Genomic DNA, 18,108 nt, shown 5'->3' with positions numbered 1-18,108 from the left:
TTCTATATCGTTCGTATTATAAAGGAAGGTGTCCTCCAGAGTTTTCTTCACCATCTGCACCTTTGTTACGGAAGATTTCAGATAGAACCATTAATCCTACGATAGCTACAATTAAAATTGTAGAAAGTGCATTAATTTCTGGTGATACTCCGCGCTTAACCATACTGTAAATGTATAATGGCAATGTTGTTGATCCTGGTCCTGATACGAAGAAACTGATTACAAAATCATCGATTGATAATGTGAATGTTAATAATGCGGCTGAAATAACTCCTGGTGCAATTGCTGGGAACGTTACATAACGAAACGTTTGCCACGGCGTTGCTCCTAAATCATTCGCAGCCTCTTCTAAATCACGTCCCATACCAGAAAGACGTGCTGCTAAAATAACGACAACAAATGAAATACTAAATGTAATGTGCGCAATAATAATTGTTGTTTTGCCAAGTTCCATACCTAATTGACTAAATAAAATAAGTAAAGATAATCCCATTAAAATATCAGGAATTAAAATTGGTAAATACACAAGACCGTTAATAGCCCCTTCATAACGATATTTATAACGATGTAATGCAATCGCGAAAATCACACCAAGAACTGTCGTTACAATCGTCGTTACAATCGCAATCGTCATACTATTTACAAACGCATCAATAACATCTTGCTTTTGAAATAAATCTGTATACCAATGGAATGTAAAACCTTCCCATTCCGCATTAATGCGAGAATCATTGAAGGAATATACCATTAAAACCATCATTGGAAAATACAAGAACAATAAAATTAACCAAGAATAAGAAACTAAAAACTTCTTCATCTTTGCCTATTCCCCTCCGTTCCCATCATATTTATATACTTTCGTTGCACGATAATATAAGTAAATTAACAGAACAGAGAATAGAACAACAATCATAGATAACGCAGAACCAAACGGCCAGTCACGCGCTCCTAAGAATTGATTTTGAATTACGTTTCCGATTAACGCTACTTTCGATCCACCCATAACGTCTGATACAACAAACATTCCGATAGAAGATACAAATACTAAAATAGAACCAGTAGCAATTCCTGACATCGTCATTGGTACTGTTACATTCCAAAATGCCTTTGCTGGTGTTGCTCCTAAATCATAAGCTGCTTCTAGCTTACGCTTATCAAGCTGCTCAATCGCTGCATACACCGGTAAAATCATAAATGGTAATAAAGAATAGATCATTCCGAGTATTACAGAAGGTGTGTTATATAGTAAATTTAAAGGTTCACTTATAATGCCTAGTTTCAATAGCAATGTGTTTACAAGACCTTGTGAACGTAAAATAACAATCCATGCGTATGAACGAACAAGGAAGTTAATCCAAAACGGGATCGTTGCCAATAATAAAAGAATGGAACGGTATTTACGATCAACAATTGTAATTGTATAAGCAAATGGATAACCAATTACTAAACAGATTACTGTTGTAATAACTGCAATCTTAACAGTTTCCCATAACGTTCCCATGTATAGTGGATCAAACACACGAGCTATATTCTCTAACGTAAATTGCATTTCCACTGTCCCATATGCCCCGCGCTGCATAAAGGCAAATGCCAATACAAACAGAAGGGGAATTAGGAAGAAGATTAACAGCCACGCGACTGTCGGTAGTGCGAGTAATTTCCCTTTTTTCAATTTAAGGTCACCTCGTCCTCTTGCTCCCAGCCTACGTATACATTATCTCCAATGCTCCACTGCGCTGCTTCTTCAGCAGATTGATATGCCATTAGTAATTCTGATGTTTTCTCGTCACGTACATACAGCTTTTCCATATTTCCAACAAACTCAACGTCTTCAATATGTCCAAGATGGTATTCTTTTAAAATCGGCTCTTCAACCGAACGTACCTTTACATTTTCAGGGCGAATTGCTACATAGCCTTCCCCGTTTTTCACAATATTATTTTCACCGATAAATGTCGCAACGAACATTGTTTTCGGCTTATTGTAAATTTCTTTCGGTGTTCCAATTTGTTCAATATGTCCTTTATTCATAACGACAATACGATCACTCATGCTCATTGCTTCTTCTTGATCGTGCGTTACGTATATGAACGTAATTCCTAAATTACGTTGTAAGTTTTTCAATTCACGTTGCAAATCTTTTCTTAACTTAAAGTCTAACGCCCCAAGTGGCTCATCTAGTAATAATACTCGCGGATTATTTACAATCGCTCTCGCAATTGCTACACGCTGCTGCTGTCCACCAGAAAGCTTTGCAGGTTTACGATTACGGAACTCAAGTAACTGCGTTAAACGCATTGCCTCTTCAGCACGCTCTTTCTGCTCTGCTGCCGGTACTTTCTGCATTTTCATACCGAAACAAATATTTTTCTCCACATTCATATGCGGGAATAGCGCATAATGTTGGAACACTAAGTTCATATGACGCTTATATGGTGGCAAATCGTTAATCTTTTCATCATCTAATAAAAGATTCCCTTTAGTTGGCGTTTCAAAACCTGCGATCATGCGTAGTAACGTTGTTTTCCCACAACCACTCGGCCCTAAAATCGTTAAAAATTCCCCTTCTTTAATGTCTAAAGAAAGAGGTGGGATAATCACTTGATTTCCAAAATGTTTTTCTACTGCTTCAACTTTAATAATCTTTTTCATTTTCCCGTCCTATCTACCTTAAATTTTAATTTTTATATTCATGAATAAATATTTATGTTCTATAGACTATTTTTTGTTTCGATCCAAACAAAAATGGTTGTTTAGCTGCGTTCTCTTCTATTCTTTATGTAGTATGTTTGATTCATTTTCGCACGATACATGTGTCGAACAGAAAAACCCCTTCCATTGCGAAGGGGCTATTATCATACGGCTACGCCTACTGATAAACACCATCATCATTTTAACAACTTTCGTATGAATTTTAAAGCACTTTTTGTAGAAGAGTAACGAATTTTCATATCGAATGCCGTAGATTGGGCTAAAATGCTTTTATAATGTGAAAAAGTCCGAAAACTTTCTTCCCCATGATAACTACCTAATCCACTACTTCCAACGCCACCAAAAGGTAAATATGGTGTTGCAAGATGATAGACAACATCATTAATACATCCTCCGCCATATGAAATATTACTCGTCACTTTCTTTTGTACTTCTTTATCTTCAGAAAATACATATAACGCTAATGGCTTCGGATGTTGCTGAATTGTGCCAATTACCTCTTCTATGTTGTCGTATTCTATAATTGGTAAAATCGGACCAAAAATTTCATCTTCCATAACAGTACTTTGCCACGTAACATTCGTTAACACTGTTGGTTCTATATGTAAAGTTTCTTTTTTGTAGTTCCCACCGATTACCGTTTCACCATCTTTCAAAAATGCACATAAACGTTCAAAATGACGTTCAGTCACAATTCGTACATAATTGTCATTGTTCAGTGGATTTTTTCCATACTGCTCCGCAATCTCGTGTCGTAATGCCTCGATTAACTGTTTTTTTACGGAAGCATGCACATACATATAATCAGGCGCTACACACGTCTGCCCTGCATTTAAAAACTTACCCCACACGATTCTTCTTGCTGTTACATCTATTTTTGCATCTTTATGTACAATACATGGGCTTTTTCCGCCAAGTTCTAACGTGAGTGGTATCAGTCGTTTCGCTGCTGCTTCCATCACAACTTTTCCAACACCGACACTACCTGTAAAGAACATATAATCAAACGGTTCCTTTAACAATTCCGTACTCTCTTCTACACCGCCTTCTACTACCGCTACAAGCTCTTCTTGGAATAATTCTTCTAACATTCTCGTAAGCACTTTGGAAACGTTTGGCGTTAGCTCTGACGGCTTTAAAACGATTGTATTTCCAGCCGCCAACGCTCCTACAAGAGGTGCAATCGCTAATTGAAATGGATAGTTCCACGGTGCAATAATAAGTGTCACACCGTACGGTTCTGGCACTACTTTTCCCTTTGATCCAAAATGAGTGAGTGCTGTTCGAACTCGCTTCGGTTTACTCCACGATGAAATATGCTTCAATTGAAAGGAAATTTCTTTTAATACATATCCAACTTCCGTTGTAAACGACTCATGAACTGACTTATTTAAATCTAATTTCAATGCCTGAAATATTTCTTCTTCAAAGCGCTGAATGCCTTTATAAAGCTTCTTCAAATTATTCTTTCTCACTTCTATACTTCTCGTATGGCCATTATAAAAATATGCCTTTTGTTTATTTACAATAGAAGAAACACTCATTCATTCACCTTCTCCCACTATTTTTATCCAATTCTTTCATTATTTATATAGACCTCATATATAATAAATTTCTATTCGTAAAGTTACATTATATATAATTTCTTCTTGTATATAAAATTCATTGCTCACAAAAAAACTACCGAAAGAAAATCTTTCGGTAGTTTTACTGTATTAACGATATAAACGAACAGCACCTGCAGAATTATCATCAGCTTGTCCTACTACTTCAAACTTCAGGCCAAGATTCGGTAAAATACGTCCTGCATCTGGAATCTGTTTATTAATATACGTTTTCGAATCATCAAACTTCGGTACGCCTGCTAAGCCATTATACGTATACGTTCCGCGCGTTGGAGATACAACTTTCCAAGCTGGCGTTTTATCGAATGAGAACGCCGCATCAGCGATTTGGAATCGTGTACTACTTGCCACTGTTGGTTTACCATTTAAAGTTCCAACAATTGCTTCTGGATGAGAATCAACTACGCCAAGGAAACCGTGTCCTGGATGTAAACCAACCCAGTTATCTGTGTAAGCTGAATCCGCATACCATACAACCATACCAGTGTTGTATTCTGGACCGCGAGCATATTTCAATGCGTTATCTGAACCAGCATAGTTTCTCCACTCTACATAATAGTTATGTTTTTTCTTCTCTGTTCCATTAGATACAGCGAATCCATCTAATTTGAACTGCGGTGTACCTTCTGCATCATCAGAGAATACTACTTTACCGTCTACATTTAGTGATGCATTATCAAGTAGGAAACCGTTTAATGCTAAACCACCATCTGTAATGTATTCAAATGTTAATTTTACTTTCTTACCTTTGAATTGGCTTAAATCATATGATTTGTCAATCCATTTTCCATTTGTTGAATGTGCATTGCCACTATTTGCTTTCTCACCAAGTTTTTCGATTAATGTTTGTTGGCCATCTTCTGTTACAGCATGTACTTCAAGGAAATCATACTCTGCTTCAATTTCATACAATGACTTGAAATCAAATTTCGCAGTCGTTGCATTTGTCAAATCGAACAGTGGCGTCTCCATTTTTGTGTGAAGATTGTCACCTTTTGTGCTGTAGTAATACTGCTTACCAAATGCTGGCGCAATTGTTTTTATATCTTTATCTGGTAAGTTAACACGAATCATACCTGGTCGGTTAGATTTCGTAACACTTTGGTCTAAATATGTTGCTAGACCGATACCTTTATTTAATTTCTCGTAATCTACTTCTACGATATTTGCCCAGTTACCACCGATTGTTTTTTGGAAAAACTCTTTATTTTGCGGTGAGAAACTCGTTGGCGTTGTTCCTGCAATGTTACCCGCCCAGCTTCCGCCACTCATAACAGACCAAGCTTGAATTGGTTCACCGTCACCAGTATAGTCTGTATCATACTCATCTGGAAGACCTAAATCATGACCATATTCATGTGCGAATACACCAACTGCGCCATCTTCTGGTTCAATTGTGTAGTCGAACGCTGCGATCTTTCCGCCCCAATATGGAACTTTCGCTTGTGTGCCTTCAATTGGGAATGGTTTTGGTCCAACAGTCCAGCGATGTGACCAAATTGCATCGTCACCTAATTTACCGCCACCTGCTTCTTGTCCAACACCCGCATGGATAATCATTAAGTGATCGATTAAACCGTCCGGTTGTTTTTGATTTCCATCGCCATTTACATCATATTGATCGAATTGGTCAAACTCTGATAAATCAATACCGCTATCTACAGCTGCTTTTAATGCATCTTTTACTAAATCACGTGGTCCTTTTGGTCCTTTATTATCATGACCTGTCGCACCATCTGCACCGTAATCAGCAGCTTTACCAGGAACGGTTAACCATTTTGTAACTGTTCCGTCTACTGTATAACTACCGCCAGATTGCTCTTCGTAATATTGTTTAAACGTTTCGATTTTGCTGCCATCCTCTAATGCGAATGGCTCATTACCGAATAACATTTTTTCATAATGTTCTTTGTTAAAGTCGTCAGTATACATATAACCAGGTTCTTTATCAATATTGTTATGTTTAAAGTCAGCGTACTCTACAAGTAAAACGAGTACTTTGTCTTTACGAACTTCACCGTTATATTCTTTTCCCTTTGCTGGAGAAGTTGGTACTTTACCATTTAGACCACCCTTAACTGGGCCTGTCGCTGCAGGTGTCCCTGTTGCTGGTTTGTCTAACTTTTCTTTCGTATCTGCTTTCGCATCTTTCACTTTCTTTAAAAAGTCAGATGCTTCTTTCGTAAGTGGGTCCCCATTTGATACTTCTTTCCCAGGATTTTCACCCTTTTTGTTCTCTACGTATTTTTCGACGGCTTTCTTTGTTTCTGTCTCTGAAGCCTTCGAATCAATTACCCCACGGTTTTTTAGCGCATTTGCTAAACGTTCTTCTGGAATTAAATGATCATCGACTGGGCTCGTAGCTGTCTTATTCACAGGTGTTTCAGCATATGCAGACTGTCCACCCGCTCCGAATGAAAGACCTAACACAGCTGTCAAAGCGATTGATGACAAAACTTTGAACGGTTTCTTGTTCATCCCTTATTTCCTCCCCTAATAAAAAATATGTATTACAAATTGAATTTTATTAAAAATTCAATATTTTTTCAATATTTAGTTATATTATGTAATTTTTTTAATATATTTGTAAAAATTTCATAGTTAGTATACGAATATATCACAATTCAACAATGTTTTCTGAAAATATTGAAAATATTTGTCAGAAACTTTATAATCGCCATAGAGGGAATTTAATGGGGATTTTATCTTTGTTTTATCTACAAAATATTTGATAATTCACTATATAAAACACAAAATGCAATTGTATTATCATATATTCTGTAGCAGCAGTTATGACCGATAATTAGGGAGGAATTACATTTGTACAAAGATAAGACTGACGCACTGGACCAAGAATGGATTGATTTAATACTTGAAGCTCTAGACGCTGGTATCGCCCTGCAAGATATCGAACATTTTTTCCAACGTATGAAGCCATCCAGTCAGGCTCAATAGGCTTGTTCTTTTTAACGAAGTTTGTGTTATAATAATGACATCATAAGACGACTACATATTGATAGAAAGGTGCGCAAATATGATTGGAGAACGTATAAAACGCCTTCGCTTACAAAAAGGTATTTCATTAACTGAACTTGCCGAAAAAGCTGGCGTTGCTAAATCTTACATTAGTTCTATAGAACGAAATTTACAAAAAAACCCTTCCATTCAGTTTCTTGAAAAAATCGCAGCAGTTCTACAAATTCCAGTTGATACTCTACTTCATGATGAAACAACAAAGGAAAATCATTTAGACTCCGAATGGACACAACTTGTTAAAGATGCGATGAGCTCAGGTGTCTCCAAAGAACAATTTCGTGAATTTCTTGAATTTACAAAATGGAAACACGATCAAAAATAATAAATAGAAAGAAGTGCTTACAAGCGGCACTTCTTTTTTCTTTATAAAAAAAAGCGGGGGATACCCACTTTTTTATTATCTTTCTTCGCCATCCGTTTGGTTCGCATTGAATGTCCATTCTAAGTTCAATGAATCACCTTGGAATTTATTTTGATCGGCATTATTATCTTCGAATTCAAATTTCACCCATAAATAATCTTCCGAACCAGATTCTAATCCACCATTTTTTGCCCATTCTGGTGCAAATACATCTTTAGCTATAACATCAGGATCAACAGTTTGTAATTCTGCTAGAGTTGTTTCATATACTGGTTCACTTTGTTTATCCCAGTTCCAAATGAATTTCACTTTAATATGCTTACCTAAATCTTCACCAGCATTATCATTTTTCGCATCTTTCACAGTATACTTTGTCGCTAATTTAACGTCTTTAATTGCTAACGTACCACTGTTCTTTAATACGAATTCCTTCTTAATAGAATCTCCTGGTTTTAAATTATCAATATCTACAAGCGTTTTAGGGTTTAATGTAAGATCTAATGTCCCCGCTGCAAATGTATTATTTGATACTTCTTTATCACTAAAGTATGCAAATGTTCCTCCACCAATTAAAGATAACCCCAATGCCGCTGATGCAACTCCCATACCTAATTTCTTTTTCAGACTCACAATCAATTCCCCCTAGCCGTTTTTTATATTTTTACCCCTTATTTTTCAATAAGGAACATAAAGAAAACTATATTAGCTTAGCTAATGTTCGTTCTCTTTTAAAAACCTTAAGTTCATTATAACGAACAACACTGTATAAATACAACATTTTTTTATTAGTATTTTCAGTCATTTTTATTTCTCAATATCATTTTAAATTTTCAGAAAAATATTGAGAAATAAATAAAGGTGTCAATTAGTTTTCACTATCTATACTAATTCGTATCTTTCACCACTATGCTGCCAACTAGTTTTCTCGTATCCGCTAGATTTTGACGTGTATTGTTAAAATAAAGAAGACACGCCGAATAGGTGAGTCGCTGCGCGCTCTCACCTATTCGGCTTTATAACCTCTATTCACTCTGAAATGTTGCTATATTTTACTTGCTATCTTTACTTTGCTGTTCTTCTTGTCTCTTCTTCTCTTCCAGCTTTTTTGCCTCTTCTCGTTTCTTCTCTTCTAGTTTTTTCGCTTCTTCTTGTTTCTTCTCCTCTAGCTTTTTCGCTTCTTCTTGTTTCTTCTCTTCTAACTTTTTCGCTTCCTCTTGCTTCTTACTCTCTTCTAGCTTTTTCGCTTCTTCTTGCTTCTTCTCTTCTAACTTTTTCGCTTCTTCTTGTTTCTTCTCTTCTAACTTTTTCGCTTCTTCTTGTTTCTTACTCTCTGCTAGTTTTGCTGTTTCATCTACTAGTAACTTCTCAAAATCTTGAATTTGTTTATCAATCACTTGTAAATTAACTTCTTTATCAACATACTCACAGTTTTCTTTCACTATATGAAAACCAGCATTCACATACGAGAATACTTGCTGATTCGATTCACTTTTATTTCCTTTTAACGCTTCTTGCACTTGATTAAACGGACCTTCTATTGATACATATACTTTTTGTAACAATTCTCTCTCAGTAACTATTTTCTCCCGTCCTTGCTTCCACGTAACAAGCGTCTGTTCTAACTCTTGAGTGGAAGTAGCAGTTACTTTTGATTTCATTCCTTCATACTCATGCAAAATAACTTCCTTATGTTTCTTAGCTTGTTCTGTTAATTGATCAACTGTTTTGGGAAAAATACTTGCTGTCGAAATCGTAGCCTTTACTTTCGTTTCATGAACGAAAGCCGCTTCTGTATAAGTCATCATTTGAGAGCCTAAATAAAAAGTAATAGAACACAAACATGGCAATATAAGCATCTTTTTGAATTTGCGAGATGGCTTCAGCATTTTAATCTCTCCTATCGAACAACTCGTTCTTTATCAAGAACTATACCTTTATTATAATAAAGTGAAATATAAAATGATATAAGAAATTATCTTTCTTTTACATTTCCCTTTTAGCAGAAAAGGAGACTATCATTTTTGATAGTCTCTTTTTCTGCTTATTTTTTCTCCACTCCATCGCCTTGTTGTGCTTCAAATGTCCATTTTAATTGAAGCTTGTCACCTTGGAATTCATTTTGAGGCTCATTTTTATTAATAAAGTGGAATTTCACTTTAAATGAATCATTAGTTCCTGCTTTAATACCTTTCTCAGGCCATAACCAACTTACTAAATCATTTTCTGCAGCAGTCACTGTTTTACTCTTCAAATCTTTCAATGTCGTTCTCTTAATTACTTCATCTTTTTTATCAATATTTTTCAAGAAAACTACTTCAATGTCTTCGCCAAAGTCTTTCTTATTATCCTTCTTCACATCTTCTACATCATACTCTGTAGATAATAATACTTTTTTAATATCTAATGTACCTTTATTCTCTAATTTAAACTCTTTTTCAATTGTGTCACCTGGTTTTAAATTATCCACTTTCACAATTGTTGATGGGTTCAGCGCTAAATCAAGTGTTCCAGACGCAAATGTATTGTTTGACACTTCTTTATCGCTAAAGTATGCAAATGTTCCTCCACCAACTAATGCTGCTCCTAATACTGCTGATGCGATACCCATCCCTAATTTTTTCTTTAAAGTCATGTCCATATCCCCTTGATATATATATTTGTCAACTTCCTAAACGGAAAGTATAACCAAATGAACTAGACGGATTGTTCTACTTTTTTCTCTTTCTTTTCTCCGTCGATGCTACGAATTGCACTAAAAATAGAAATCGCGGAATAGCCTAGTAAAAAGATTCCTGGAATAATAAGAAGCAAAGCAGCTCCAGCTTTTGAATTCGCATAATTTAATGCATAACCTGCATAAGGAACTGTAATATCCGCATATTTCCCAATGACATTCTCCGCAAGTACTGGTTCTAAATCAGCACCGTTGTTGTTATCCCCCTTTGTTTCATACATTACTTTTCCATTTGTATCTTTCACACCGATAATACGGTGAGTGATAATTTTTTCATCTTTCTCTTTAAAGGTAATAACATCGCCTTTTTGATATTTAGAACCATCTTTCGTCGGCTCTATCGCAATGATTGATCCTGTTAAAAATGTCGGTTCCATCGATCCTGATAACACTGATTTAAATTGATATCCCATCACTGTTGGATCCCCACCGCTCGCTTTTGAAGAAATAACTACAAAAGCTAAGCAAATCATCAATGCAAATAAAACAAATGAGATAACGTTGCTAATCACCTTCCAAATTAATTTCATCGTTTCTCTCCCTCTCCGTTGTTTTATATTATTTGAAGTATGCAATATTCATTTTTGTTCTTTAACAAGAACACAACTAAATAATATAACGAACAATACATAAATGCAATAAGAAAATTTACAATTATTAGTTATTTAAAAAATATAAAAAAGGCTGTGACAAAGTCTCTTCACAGCCTTTTAACTAGTAATTTATTTTTCTTCTGATTTCATTCCTTTTGTATTTCGGCGTAGCACTACAAATAAAATTGCTCCCAATAATACAACGGCACCTATCCCAATGCTCATTATTTTCACATTTGATTCATTTACTTCAGGCTCAGCCGTATCTTTTTTAGGCATCGCAAAAGTAACATCTTCTTTAGAAAGAACATTTACCGTCGCAATTGTTTGATTATTTTTCGTAATATCAACTGCTCCAACTACTTCACCACGATGAATTCCTTTATGATATAAAGAATCTTTATCTAATGAGGCGGCACGGAAAATCGTCCTCACATTTTTCCCTTCATCTTTCTTAAGCATAAGCTCTGCACTTTTTTCAAGCTCGCTATCAATATCTTTATTTAAATACGTCGCCTTTCGATGCCAGCTATGTTTATCTAGTACAGTTTGCTTCACAAATTGACCGAAAGAATAGTCCGCCATCTGCTTCAAATCTTCATAAATTTCAGGTCTTTGAGAAGCCATTACTACATTTATAATACGATTGCCATCTTTCTCATTTAATAAAACGAGCGTATTACGCGCTTCATTTGTAAAACCCGTCTTACCGCCAATGCTATATGGATTTTCAAAATAAGTAGATTTGTTAAAAATAGACACCGTCTGCCTAGATGTCGTCACTGTCGTTCTTTTCGTATTCATCGCTTGCAAAATTTCAGGATACTTTTGCACACCTCTCGTAATCATAGCCATATCAAATGGTGTTGTATAATGATTCGGATCATGCAATCCATTTGGCGTGACAAAGTGACTATCTGTAGCTCCTAATTGCTTCGCTTTCTCATTCATCATATGAGCGAAATTCTCAACACTTCCGCCAATACGCTCCGCAATCGCATAGGACACATCATTCGCGCTCAGCACCATTAAAATCATAAGCGCAGTATTACGATTAATCGTCTCACCAGGTTGAAACTCAATTTGATAATTACTCTTCTCTTGATCTAATGCTAATTGTGAAAACGTAAATTGATCTTCTGGCTTCGTATGCTCCATAAGTAAAATTGCTGTTAACACTTTCGTCATACTCGCTGGAAATGCGCGATGATGTGCATTTTTGTCATACAAAACATCTCCTGTTTTTGCATCAATCGCAGTTGCAAACTGACTAAAAACATTTGGTCCTTCCGCAGGTGGTGGTGCCACTTGCTCTGGATTCACTCCAACATTCGTCTCAGCACGTAACGTCATAGGTGTCAAAAAAAATAAACAAATAACGGTAATAAAAGCCAAAATTCCCTTAAAATTTACCATATGACTCTCCCTTTTCAATCTACTCTCATAGCTAAAAAACTGAATCTACCAATCTATATGTAATTTGTATTAAATTGGAAGAACATTCACTGTTTTTTACTATATCATACTTTTACGATAAAGAACATAAATATACAATAAAAAATAAGAAGGAATTACTCTTTCTTATCCTTCTCATCAATCAATGAATCTATTAAATTTTGACTAGCTTCCTCGGGTGTAATCTCATCTGTCATCCCCATAAACGACCAGCCTTTAGAATCGACCCACTCAACAAACTCTTGTAAAAACTCATCATGTGTAACATCCACATCAAGAATCGAGCCATTAATCGAAATCGTTCTATTTCTAGACACACGCATCTTGAACGTTTTCCTTACCATTACAATAATTCTCCCTCTACTCTTGAATAATTATAAAATAATCTTGTATCTCTGTTATACATGATTTTAAGTAAATTGTAAAAAGGATATATTGGCCAGTTTGCATATTAAAACTGAAAATCTATCATCCTGCAAAAATAGAAAACGATATGTAATTGATCATAAATGACTAAATAGATCCATATAAAAACAAAACAACTTACATTGTATCACACCAAATACAAATGACTTTCGTACAATGAAATGGAATATACTAGAAGAAACCTTAACATGAGGAGGAACTCTATGACCCGTTGTACGTATTGTAAAACGAAGTGGAAAGTAAAAGACGTATGGTCGATACTCGTGACATTTGAAAAAGATTGCCCGTATTGTTTTGGGAGGCAGTATCTATCAAAGAAAACATTGAACGCTATGCCAGAACTTATAAGCTTACCTTTACATTTCTTATTCCCTTTTCTTGTCGATTTAAGTGATGAAGGTCCTTTAGATTGGTATCGAAAACAATAATATAACCGCTTTATTCGAATCCATTTTTCATTACATTCTCTTCTTATGTATTCCTTAATACACGACTAGTATAATTCCAACTATTTCCCTTCAAAAGTTTAATATAAAAATATTGTAAAATTTCAGTTAATTATATATAATTGCCTTAGTAAAAAGATTAAAGGTGCTGTTACATACGCATTTTTAAAGATCCCGTAGCTCAGCAGGGAGAGCGCCACCTTGACAGGGTGGAGGTCGCTGGTTCGAGGCCAGTCGGGATCATATCGTATTGTATCAACTGTTGATAATTTCATATTTTGACCAAAACTAACGGTGAGTACCGCTCAAGTTTTGATTGAAACTCCTCCTTTAACTCTAAATGAGAATGAAGGAGGTTTTTTTTATGTCTTTAACATACTTCACTGAAAAAGAAATCGTAAAAAAACGACAACCCCACAAACGAAAAACTAGCAAAATTTCAAAAGAAGATTCTGTTGAACGTGTATTCGAAAGATTTATTGATAGCAAAGTGAAACAGAATTTACGCCCCAAATCATTGAATCAATTCCTTCTTATGTTTAATAGTATTAAAGCATTTCATGAAACACAAAATGCTCAAACATTTTATATGACCGACATTACAACAAACTTCATTTCCGACTGGGCCTACTGGCTAAAAAATGAATATGTACGCTTTGATGGTCATGCTTACGTGCCTGAAAGTGCTCAAACTGTTGGATTAGCGGATGAAACGATTTCCAGTAGGATTAAACGTTTGAAAACATTCATTAATTGGTGTTTACGCCAAGAGATCATCAGCAAAAATCCATTCAATAAATTTGAAGGATTTCGTAAAGATAACACGCAAATTGATATTCTCTCAGTTGATGAATTAAACAACTTATTGAAAGTGGCGAAATCGTACTCCAATAAGAGTTTCAAGCATTTTCGTGATTACGTATTATTACACCTTCTCATTGATGGCATGTTTCGAATCACTGAAGCATTGTTGTTATCGCCATCAGTTATTGACCATATAAATCGAGCGGTAATTATTCAATCCAATAATGCCAAATCACGCAAAACCCGTACTGTACCATTATCAAATAAAACATATCGTTTGCTAATACAATTGCTCGAAGAAAATGAAGCGTTTGAAGATGATGTTGATGATTTAATTTTCTTGTCACTGAGTGGTCGTATGTTAAGCAAAAATAATGTGTTACGTGATATGCGAAAATACGCTATTGAAGCCAAAATTAAAAAGCGATTCTATTTACATTTGATACGTCATTCAGCTGCTACTCATTATTTATCATCTTCTGGTGATGTTGAATCATTGCGGAAAATCCTTGGACATGCTGACTTACGAACAGTGCTCATCTATAGCCATTTAGCGGATACTACCGTGCAAGAAAAACATGCTACTCATGGATTCTTTGGAAGTGAAAATGTAATCAATCGTAAACGTAATAATAGAAGGAACTAAAAATAAAACCGTCTACTCCCCCACCGACCAAAGTTTGGGATTAAACGGTTCAGCACAAATCCGAGAAGGACTTGCTTATTTAATTGTAGCAAAGTTTCTTCTCCATGAAAAGGAGCATGAGCCATGTTGTTAAATGGTAAACCAGAAGAATTGACACGTTATTCGAAATTAAAATATGATGCGAAATTATTCATTCAGAAATCGCATGAACTATGGGAATACAGTGATTTACAGAAACGATGTGTGTATTTAATATCCGACTTAGCAAAGAAAGGTCGTGGGGTGTTCAGTATTGCATACAGTACGTTTCAAAAGATGTTTGCTCAACGCTTTAGCATGAAAATATCGTTATCAACTGTTAGACGTTTCTTCGCTTTAATGGAGAAACTCGGTCTATTATCAATCAATGGGGCGAAACGTAAAAATGAACAGCAATCTGCTAATGTGTATATCGTTGAGCAACAATTTGACGAACCACAATATGAACAACCTATAGAGCACCCATCTGAACATCAAAATACTGTTTCTAAAGAAACAGAAAACGATAAACATAATACATTAAATAATACTGTTAACAATGATGTAATACATGATGAATATGTATATGCACGTAAAAATGGGATCAATAAGAAGCTATTTTTTAAAGTGGTTGATGAAGTTAAGAATAAACGTGGCATTAGTAACATAGGAGCATATATCCGTGGAGCAATCAACAACATAATCAATCACATAACATTCCGCAACGGAACACGAGTGTATGAAAATCCAATGAGTCAATTCTTTTATGAATGGCTGCACGAATGATATGTTATTTTATAAAAACAATAATTGTTTACAAACGTTAATAAATAATTGAATATTAATATTCAAAAAGTATCTTAAAAAAATAAATTTTCTGAATTTGAGAGGAATTGGTTGTTTGGTGTGGTAATAACTATACATACCACATAAAGGAGTGATATATATGTCAAATGAAGTAGATTATGAAAATATGACCATTGGTGAAGGATTAGAACATTATAGTCGCTTGATGAAACGATTTAAAACGTTGGGAGCAATACGCACAAATAATTTTGTCGGTGATATTGGGGAAACGGTAGCAATTAACCATTATAACAATACACCGTCATTACCTAATTTACATGCGGTGAAAATAGGCGAGAAAAATATTGATGCCATCAGTGATACTAACGAGCGATATTCCATAAAGGCGACACGCTCCAAAATGACAGGTGTGTTCAATGGGCTAAATGACCTAGATTCCGATATTCCACAAGAACAATTATTCGAGTACGTCATTGTTACAGTTCTCAATGATGATGTTACGCCACAAGCGATATATGAACTCGATTGGGAAGCATTTATGTCATTGAAAAGGTGGAACAGTTCAAAACGTACATGGTATTTAATCATAAGCAATGAATTGAAGCGCAAAGCCCGAATAATATACGAACAATAAATATAAAAAAAATAAATAGTTCTTTACTGAATAAAAAAGAACTTTACTATATAGAAAAATCATATGAAGGCTTGAAAAGAAAGTTTACGCGTGTTTATATTGACCGCTATGAATTGATTTGATAAAATATTACAAAAGACAACAACATATTGGTGGAAGGGTGTTATATGTATAACATTTCTATCTTTATGGGTATTGTCACTTGCCCTAACGGGGCAGGTGATAATATGTTTAAATTTGAATTTAAAAAAAGTGAAGATAGCTTAGAGATGAATTTTTCATGTGATTTTGAAAAGATTATTTCTTTAATTATCGGAACAACTACATTAGTAGAAGCAATTTTAAATTCTATTTAAGTAAAAAAACTGCAACAGTTGTTGCAGTTTTTTTATTTGCACTAAATTTCAGGTGCATTTAATGAATAGGCAGTTTACTAGTAAACAACTTTTTTATACAAGGACAAGTTTCCAAGTACGTGGTTATCCTGTGAATGTAATTATAAATGAATGATAAACATGTGATAGTACTATTATATTGTATTACTTTGAAATGTAAGGAAGCCATATGAAAAAAGTTGATCTTGAGAATCTAGTAAAATCCACATTTTACACATAAAAAAAAATACGGAGTCCCATAATAGGAACTCCGTCTGATTATCCGATACGAATTGCTTTTGTTCGAAGGATTGGTGGGCATTTTGGGTTTGATAATGCTGTAGCATAATCAATTACATATCCGTCTGTAATCAATTTATCTGCTACTGCTGATTCCAATTCATATGTTTGACCATAAGAAGCACCGAGAGATGGCATTGGTGGAATTGTCCACCCAGTACCATTGATACTGAAAGTTTTAATAGCAATGATTTTTTTATATATTACTGCCATGATTATTCACCTTTTGCCTTTCTTGAACGTTTCGCTTTTGGTTCTTCGATAGATTGTGCTGACATTGTTAAATCCGTTAGAATTTTGATTCCGTGTGGATTTGCAACCATACCGCTGGCCATGATTTCAGCGAAAACAAAAGTATATCCTGCTAATGCAACTTCTGTATCATCGCTACCGTCATTTATTTCAGCGGAAAGTTCGTCATTAACCGAAACCGCATACGCTTTAGGATTCATTAATACCATTTTCCCTTTACCATTCATTGGTTGAACGAATACAGGAATGTTGTAGATTTTTCCGATTGAACCGTCATTCGCATCACTTGGTTTTAATAACGTTTGTTTTCCTTCATCAAGTAATTTTGTAGCGAACAAAGCATTGTCTACAACGAAAATGGCACCTTGTAAGTTCTCTGAACTGTTGGCGAAATCATTGAACATTTCATCAACTTTTGTGAATGTTTTAATGTCAGCGATTCTATTTGCATATGTGTTGTATTCGAAAATGGATTGCATTTGTTTACCTGAACCATCAGCATTTCCTTTTCCAAATGCTTGCGATTGTAATGTGCGAAGAATACGACGTGTCGCTTTTCCTTGAGCGATTCCTTTTAAATCAATTGGTGTGTCATTTTGTACTAATTGTGTAATTTCAACTGACGTAGAAACCGTTTTTTGGTCGAAAGTAACCGATTCAAATTCAACATCTTTACTGATTAATTCGTCAGGATCAATTTCTGCTTCTTTATCGTCCATTGCAAATAATCGGTTTGTTTTTCCAACATGCTTAAACATATCAAATTTGCTTGCGATAAGCGGTGAATTTTCAGATGATGCCATAAATGAAATCGTGACATCCTTTGCATTTGTAGTTAGATTGCTTGTGATAATAGTATTCATAATAATAAGTCCTCCAATATTT

20 protein-coding genes and 1 tRNA gene are annotated in these 18,108 nt (G+C 35.0%); 8 read left to right on the top strand and 13 right to left on the bottom strand.

Annotation, left to right across the window (positions count from 1 at the left end; genetic code table 11):
• Positions 1–16 precede the first annotated feature (16 nt).
• The 5 genes from potC to inhA1 form a co-directional block, all read right to left on the bottom strand.
• On the bottom strand, positions 17–817 hold the full coding sequence (gene potC, locus PDL00_RS21815; RefSeq protein ID WP_000714199.1) for a spermidine/putrescine ABC transporter permease PotC: 801 nt from the start codon (positions 815–817) through the stop codon (positions 17–19).
• A 6-nt stretch (positions 818–823) separates the two neighbouring features.
• On the bottom strand, positions 824–1,672 hold the full coding sequence (gene potB, locus PDL00_RS21810) for a spermidine/putrescine ABC transporter permease PotB (RefSeq protein ID WP_270731157.1): 849 nt from the start codon (positions 1,670–1,672) through the stop codon (positions 824–826).
• Positions 1,669–2,652 (bottom strand): spermidine/putrescine ABC transporter ATP-binding protein PotA, encoded by a 984-nt coding sequence (gene potA, locus PDL00_RS21805; protein WP_270731155.1) that lies wholly within the window; start codon positions 2,650–2,652, stop codon positions 1,669–1,671. The genes potB and potA overlap by 4 nt, the downstream gene beginning before the upstream one ends.
• 236 nt (positions 2,653–2,888) lie before the next feature.
• Positions 2,889–4,256 (bottom strand): aldehyde dehydrogenase, encoded by a 1,368-nt coding sequence (locus tag PDL00_RS21800; RefSeq protein ID WP_242252214.1) that lies wholly within the window; start codon positions 4,254–4,256, stop codon positions 2,889–2,891.
• A 171-nt stretch (positions 4,257–4,427) separates the two neighbouring features.
• Positions 4,428–6,815: a M6 family metalloprotease immune inhibitor InhA1 gene (gene inhA1, locus PDL00_RS21795; protein ID WP_001035922.1), complete on the bottom strand. Its 2,388-nt coding sequence runs from the start codon at positions 6,813–6,815 to the stop codon at positions 4,428–4,430.
• A 342-nt stretch (positions 6,816–7,157) separates the two neighbouring features.
• Between inhA1 and PDL00_RS21790 the strand changes: the two genes are divergently transcribed.
• Complete coding sequence (locus PDL00_RS21790; RefSeq protein WP_000276217.1) at positions 7,158–7,292, top strand: anti-repressor SinI family protein; 135 nt, start codon at positions 7,158–7,160, stop codon at positions 7,290–7,292.
• A 79-nt stretch (positions 7,293–7,371) separates the two neighbouring features.
• Positions 7,372–7,695 carry a helix-turn-helix domain-containing protein gene (locus PDL00_RS21785; protein WP_000578881.1) on the top strand — a complete coding sequence of 108 codons (324 nt, stop codon included), beginning with the start codon at positions 7,372–7,374 and terminating at the stop codon, positions 7,693–7,695.
• A gap of 75 nt (positions 7,696–7,770) precedes the next feature.
• On the opposite strand, the gene calY is transcribed toward PDL00_RS21785, so the two are convergent.
• The 6 genes from calY to PDL00_RS21755 all read right to left on the bottom strand — a co-directional run bounded on the left by calY (position 7,771) and on the right by PDL00_RS21755 (position 12,860).
• Positions 7,771–8,364, bottom strand: a complete 594-nt coding sequence (gene calY / locus PDL00_RS21780; protein ID WP_270731151.1) for a biofilm matrix protein CalY — start codon at positions 8,362–8,364, stop codon at positions 7,771–7,773.
• Between the two features lie 419 nt (positions 8,365–8,783).
• Positions 8,784–9,620 carry a DUF4047 domain-containing protein gene (locus PDL00_RS21775; RefSeq protein ID WP_270731150.1) on the bottom strand — a complete coding sequence of 279 codons (837 nt, stop codon included), beginning with the start codon at positions 9,618–9,620 and terminating at the stop codon, positions 8,784–8,786.
• 155 nt (positions 9,621–9,775) lie between these two features.
• On the bottom strand, positions 9,776–10,366 hold the full coding sequence (locus PDL00_RS21770) for a TasA family protein (protein WP_270731148.1): 591 nt from the start codon (positions 10,364–10,366) through the stop codon (positions 9,776–9,778).
• A 62-nt stretch (positions 10,367–10,428) separates the two neighbouring features.
• Positions 10,429–10,998, bottom strand: coding sequence for a signal peptidase I SipW (sipW, locus tag PDL00_RS21765; protein ID WP_240587195.1), 570 nt, complete (start codon positions 10,996–10,998; stop codon positions 10,429–10,431).
• Positions 10,999–11,190: 192 nt separating this feature from the next.
• Positions 11,191–12,477 (bottom strand): D-alanyl-D-alanine carboxypeptidase family protein, encoded by a 1,287-nt coding sequence (locus PDL00_RS21760; RefSeq protein ID WP_270731146.1) that lies wholly within the window; start codon positions 12,475–12,477, stop codon positions 11,191–11,193.
• Positions 12,478–12,632: 155 nt separating this feature from the next.
• Positions 12,633–12,860 carry a hypothetical protein gene (locus PDL00_RS21755; protein ID WP_000251865.1) on the bottom strand — a complete coding sequence of 76 codons (228 nt, stop codon included), beginning with the start codon at positions 12,858–12,860 and terminating at the stop codon, positions 12,633–12,635.
• Positions 12,861–13,145: 285 nt separating this feature from the next.
• On the opposite strand from PDL00_RS21755, the gene PDL00_RS21750 reads away from it, so the two are divergent.
• The 6 genes from PDL00_RS21750 to PDL00_RS21725 all read left to right on the top strand — a co-directional run bounded on the left by PDL00_RS21750 (position 13,146) and on the right by PDL00_RS21725 (position 16,653).
• Positions 13,146–13,370 (top strand): hypothetical protein, encoded by a 225-nt coding sequence (locus tag PDL00_RS21750; protein WP_242257194.1) that lies wholly within the window; start codon positions 13,146–13,148, stop codon positions 13,368–13,370.
• A gap of 188 nt (positions 13,371–13,558) precedes the next feature.
• A tRNA-Val gene (locus PDL00_RS21745) sits at positions 13,559–13,631 on the top strand.
• Positions 13,632–13,752: 121 nt separating this feature from the next.
• Positions 13,753–14,838 (top strand): tyrosine-type recombinase/integrase, encoded by a 1,086-nt coding sequence (locus PDL00_RS21740; RefSeq protein WP_270731143.1) that lies wholly within the window; start codon positions 13,753–13,755, stop codon positions 14,836–14,838.
• 123 nt (positions 14,839–14,961) lie between these two features.
• Complete coding sequence (locus PDL00_RS21735; RefSeq protein ID WP_270731141.1) at positions 14,962–15,642, top strand: hypothetical protein; 681 nt, start codon at positions 14,962–14,964, stop codon at positions 15,640–15,642.
• A gap of 160 nt (positions 15,643–15,802) precedes the next feature.
• Positions 15,803–16,297 carry a DUF6998 domain-containing protein gene (locus tag PDL00_RS21730; protein WP_270731140.1) on the top strand — a complete coding sequence of 165 codons (495 nt, stop codon included), beginning with the start codon at positions 15,803–15,805 and terminating at the stop codon, positions 16,295–16,297.
• Positions 16,298–16,464: 167 nt separating this feature from the next.
• Positions 16,465–16,653 (top strand): hypothetical protein, encoded by a 189-nt coding sequence (locus PDL00_RS21725; protein WP_270731138.1) that lies wholly within the window; start codon positions 16,465–16,467, stop codon positions 16,651–16,653.
• A 297-nt stretch (positions 16,654–16,950) separates the two neighbouring features.
• On the opposite strand, the gene PDL00_RS21720 is transcribed toward PDL00_RS21725, so the two are convergent.
• Both PDL00_RS21720 and PDL00_RS21715 read right to left on the bottom strand, forming a co-directional pair.
• Complete coding sequence (locus PDL00_RS21720) at positions 16,951–17,184, bottom strand: hypothetical protein (protein ID WP_270731137.1); 234 nt, start codon at positions 17,182–17,184, stop codon at positions 16,951–16,953.
• A 2-nt stretch (positions 17,185–17,186) separates the two neighbouring features.
• On the bottom strand, positions 17,187–18,086 hold the full coding sequence (locus PDL00_RS21715) for a phage major capsid protein (RefSeq protein ID WP_270731135.1): 900 nt from the start codon (positions 18,084–18,086) through the stop codon (positions 17,187–17,189).
• Positions 18,087–18,108: the final 22 nt, after the last annotated feature.

Origin of the sequence: Bacillus cereus group sp. TH152-1LC, from assembly GCF_027710505.1 — a bacterium.
GTDB classification, from domain to species: Bacteria; Bacillota; Bacilli; order Bacillales; family Bacillaceae_G; genus Bacillus_A; species Bacillus_A mobilis.
The sequence above is the reverse complement of the archived record's forward strand: the minus strand, read 5'-3'. Positions and strand labels throughout refer to the sequence as shown.

What these genes read in the sequence shown, in the direction of transcription:
- potC (WP_000714199.1), bottom strand. Translation starts at nt 817, where the DNA reads ATGAAGAAGTTTTTAGTTTCTTATTCTTGGTTAATTTTATTGTTCTTG.
- potA (WP_270731155.1), bottom strand. Translation starts at nt 2,652, where the DNA reads ATGAAAAAGATTATTAAAGTTGAAGCAGTAGAAAAACATTTTGGAAAT.
- PDL00_RS21800 (WP_242252214.1), bottom strand. Translation starts at nt 4,256, where the DNA reads ATGAGTGTTTCTTCTATTGTAAATAAACAAAAGGCATATTTTTATAAT.
- inhA1 (WP_001035922.1), bottom strand. Translation starts at nt 6,815, where the DNA reads ATGAACAAGAAACCGTTCAAAGTTTTGTCATCAATCGCTTTGACAGCT.
- PDL00_RS21785 (WP_000578881.1), top strand. Translation starts at nt 7,372, where the DNA reads ATGATTGGAGAACGTATAAAACGCCTTCGCTTACAAAAAGGTATTTCA.
- PDL00_RS21775 (WP_270731150.1), bottom strand. Translation starts at nt 9,620, where the DNA reads ATGCTGAAGCCATCTCGCAAATTCAAAAAGATGCTTATATTGCCATGT.
- PDL00_RS21770 (WP_270731148.1), bottom strand. Translation starts at nt 10,366, where the DNA reads ATGACTTTAAAGAAAAAATTAGGGATGGGTATCGCATCAGCAGTATTA.
- sipW (WP_240587195.1), bottom strand. Translation starts at nt 10,998, where the DNA reads ATGAAATTAATTTGGAAGGTGATTAGCAACGTTATCTCATTTGTTTTA.
- PDL00_RS21760 (WP_270731146.1), bottom strand. Translation starts at nt 12,477, where the DNA reads ATGGTAAATTTTAAGGGAATTTTGGCTTTTATTACCGTTATTTGTTTA.
- PDL00_RS21755 (WP_000251865.1), bottom strand. Translation starts at nt 12,860, where the DNA reads ATGGTAAGGAAAACGTTCAAGATGCGTGTGTCTAGAAATAGAACGATT.
- PDL00_RS21750 (WP_242257194.1), top strand. Translation starts at nt 13,146, where the DNA reads ATGACCCGTTGTACGTATTGTAAAACGAAGTGGAAAGTAAAAGACGTA.
- PDL00_RS21740 (WP_270731143.1), top strand. Translation starts at nt 13,753, where the DNA reads ATGTCTTTAACATACTTCACTGAAAAAGAAATCGTAAAAAAACGACAA.
- PDL00_RS21735 (WP_270731141.1), top strand. Translation starts at nt 14,962, where the DNA reads ATGTTGTTAAATGGTAAACCAGAAGAATTGACACGTTATTCGAAATTA.
- PDL00_RS21730 (WP_270731140.1), top strand. Translation starts at nt 15,803, where the DNA reads ATGTCAAATGAAGTAGATTATGAAAATATGACCATTGGTGAAGGATTA.
- PDL00_RS21725 (WP_270731138.1), top strand. Translation starts at nt 16,465, where the DNA reads ATGTATAACATTTCTATCTTTATGGGTATTGTCACTTGCCCTAACGGG.
- PDL00_RS21720 (WP_270731137.1), bottom strand. Translation starts at nt 17,184, where the DNA reads ATGGCAGTAATATATAAAAAAATCATTGCTATTAAAACTTTCAGTATC.
- PDL00_RS21715 (WP_270731135.1), bottom strand. Translation starts at nt 18,086, where the DNA reads ATGAATACTATTATCACAAGCAATCTAACTACAAATGCAAAGGATGTC.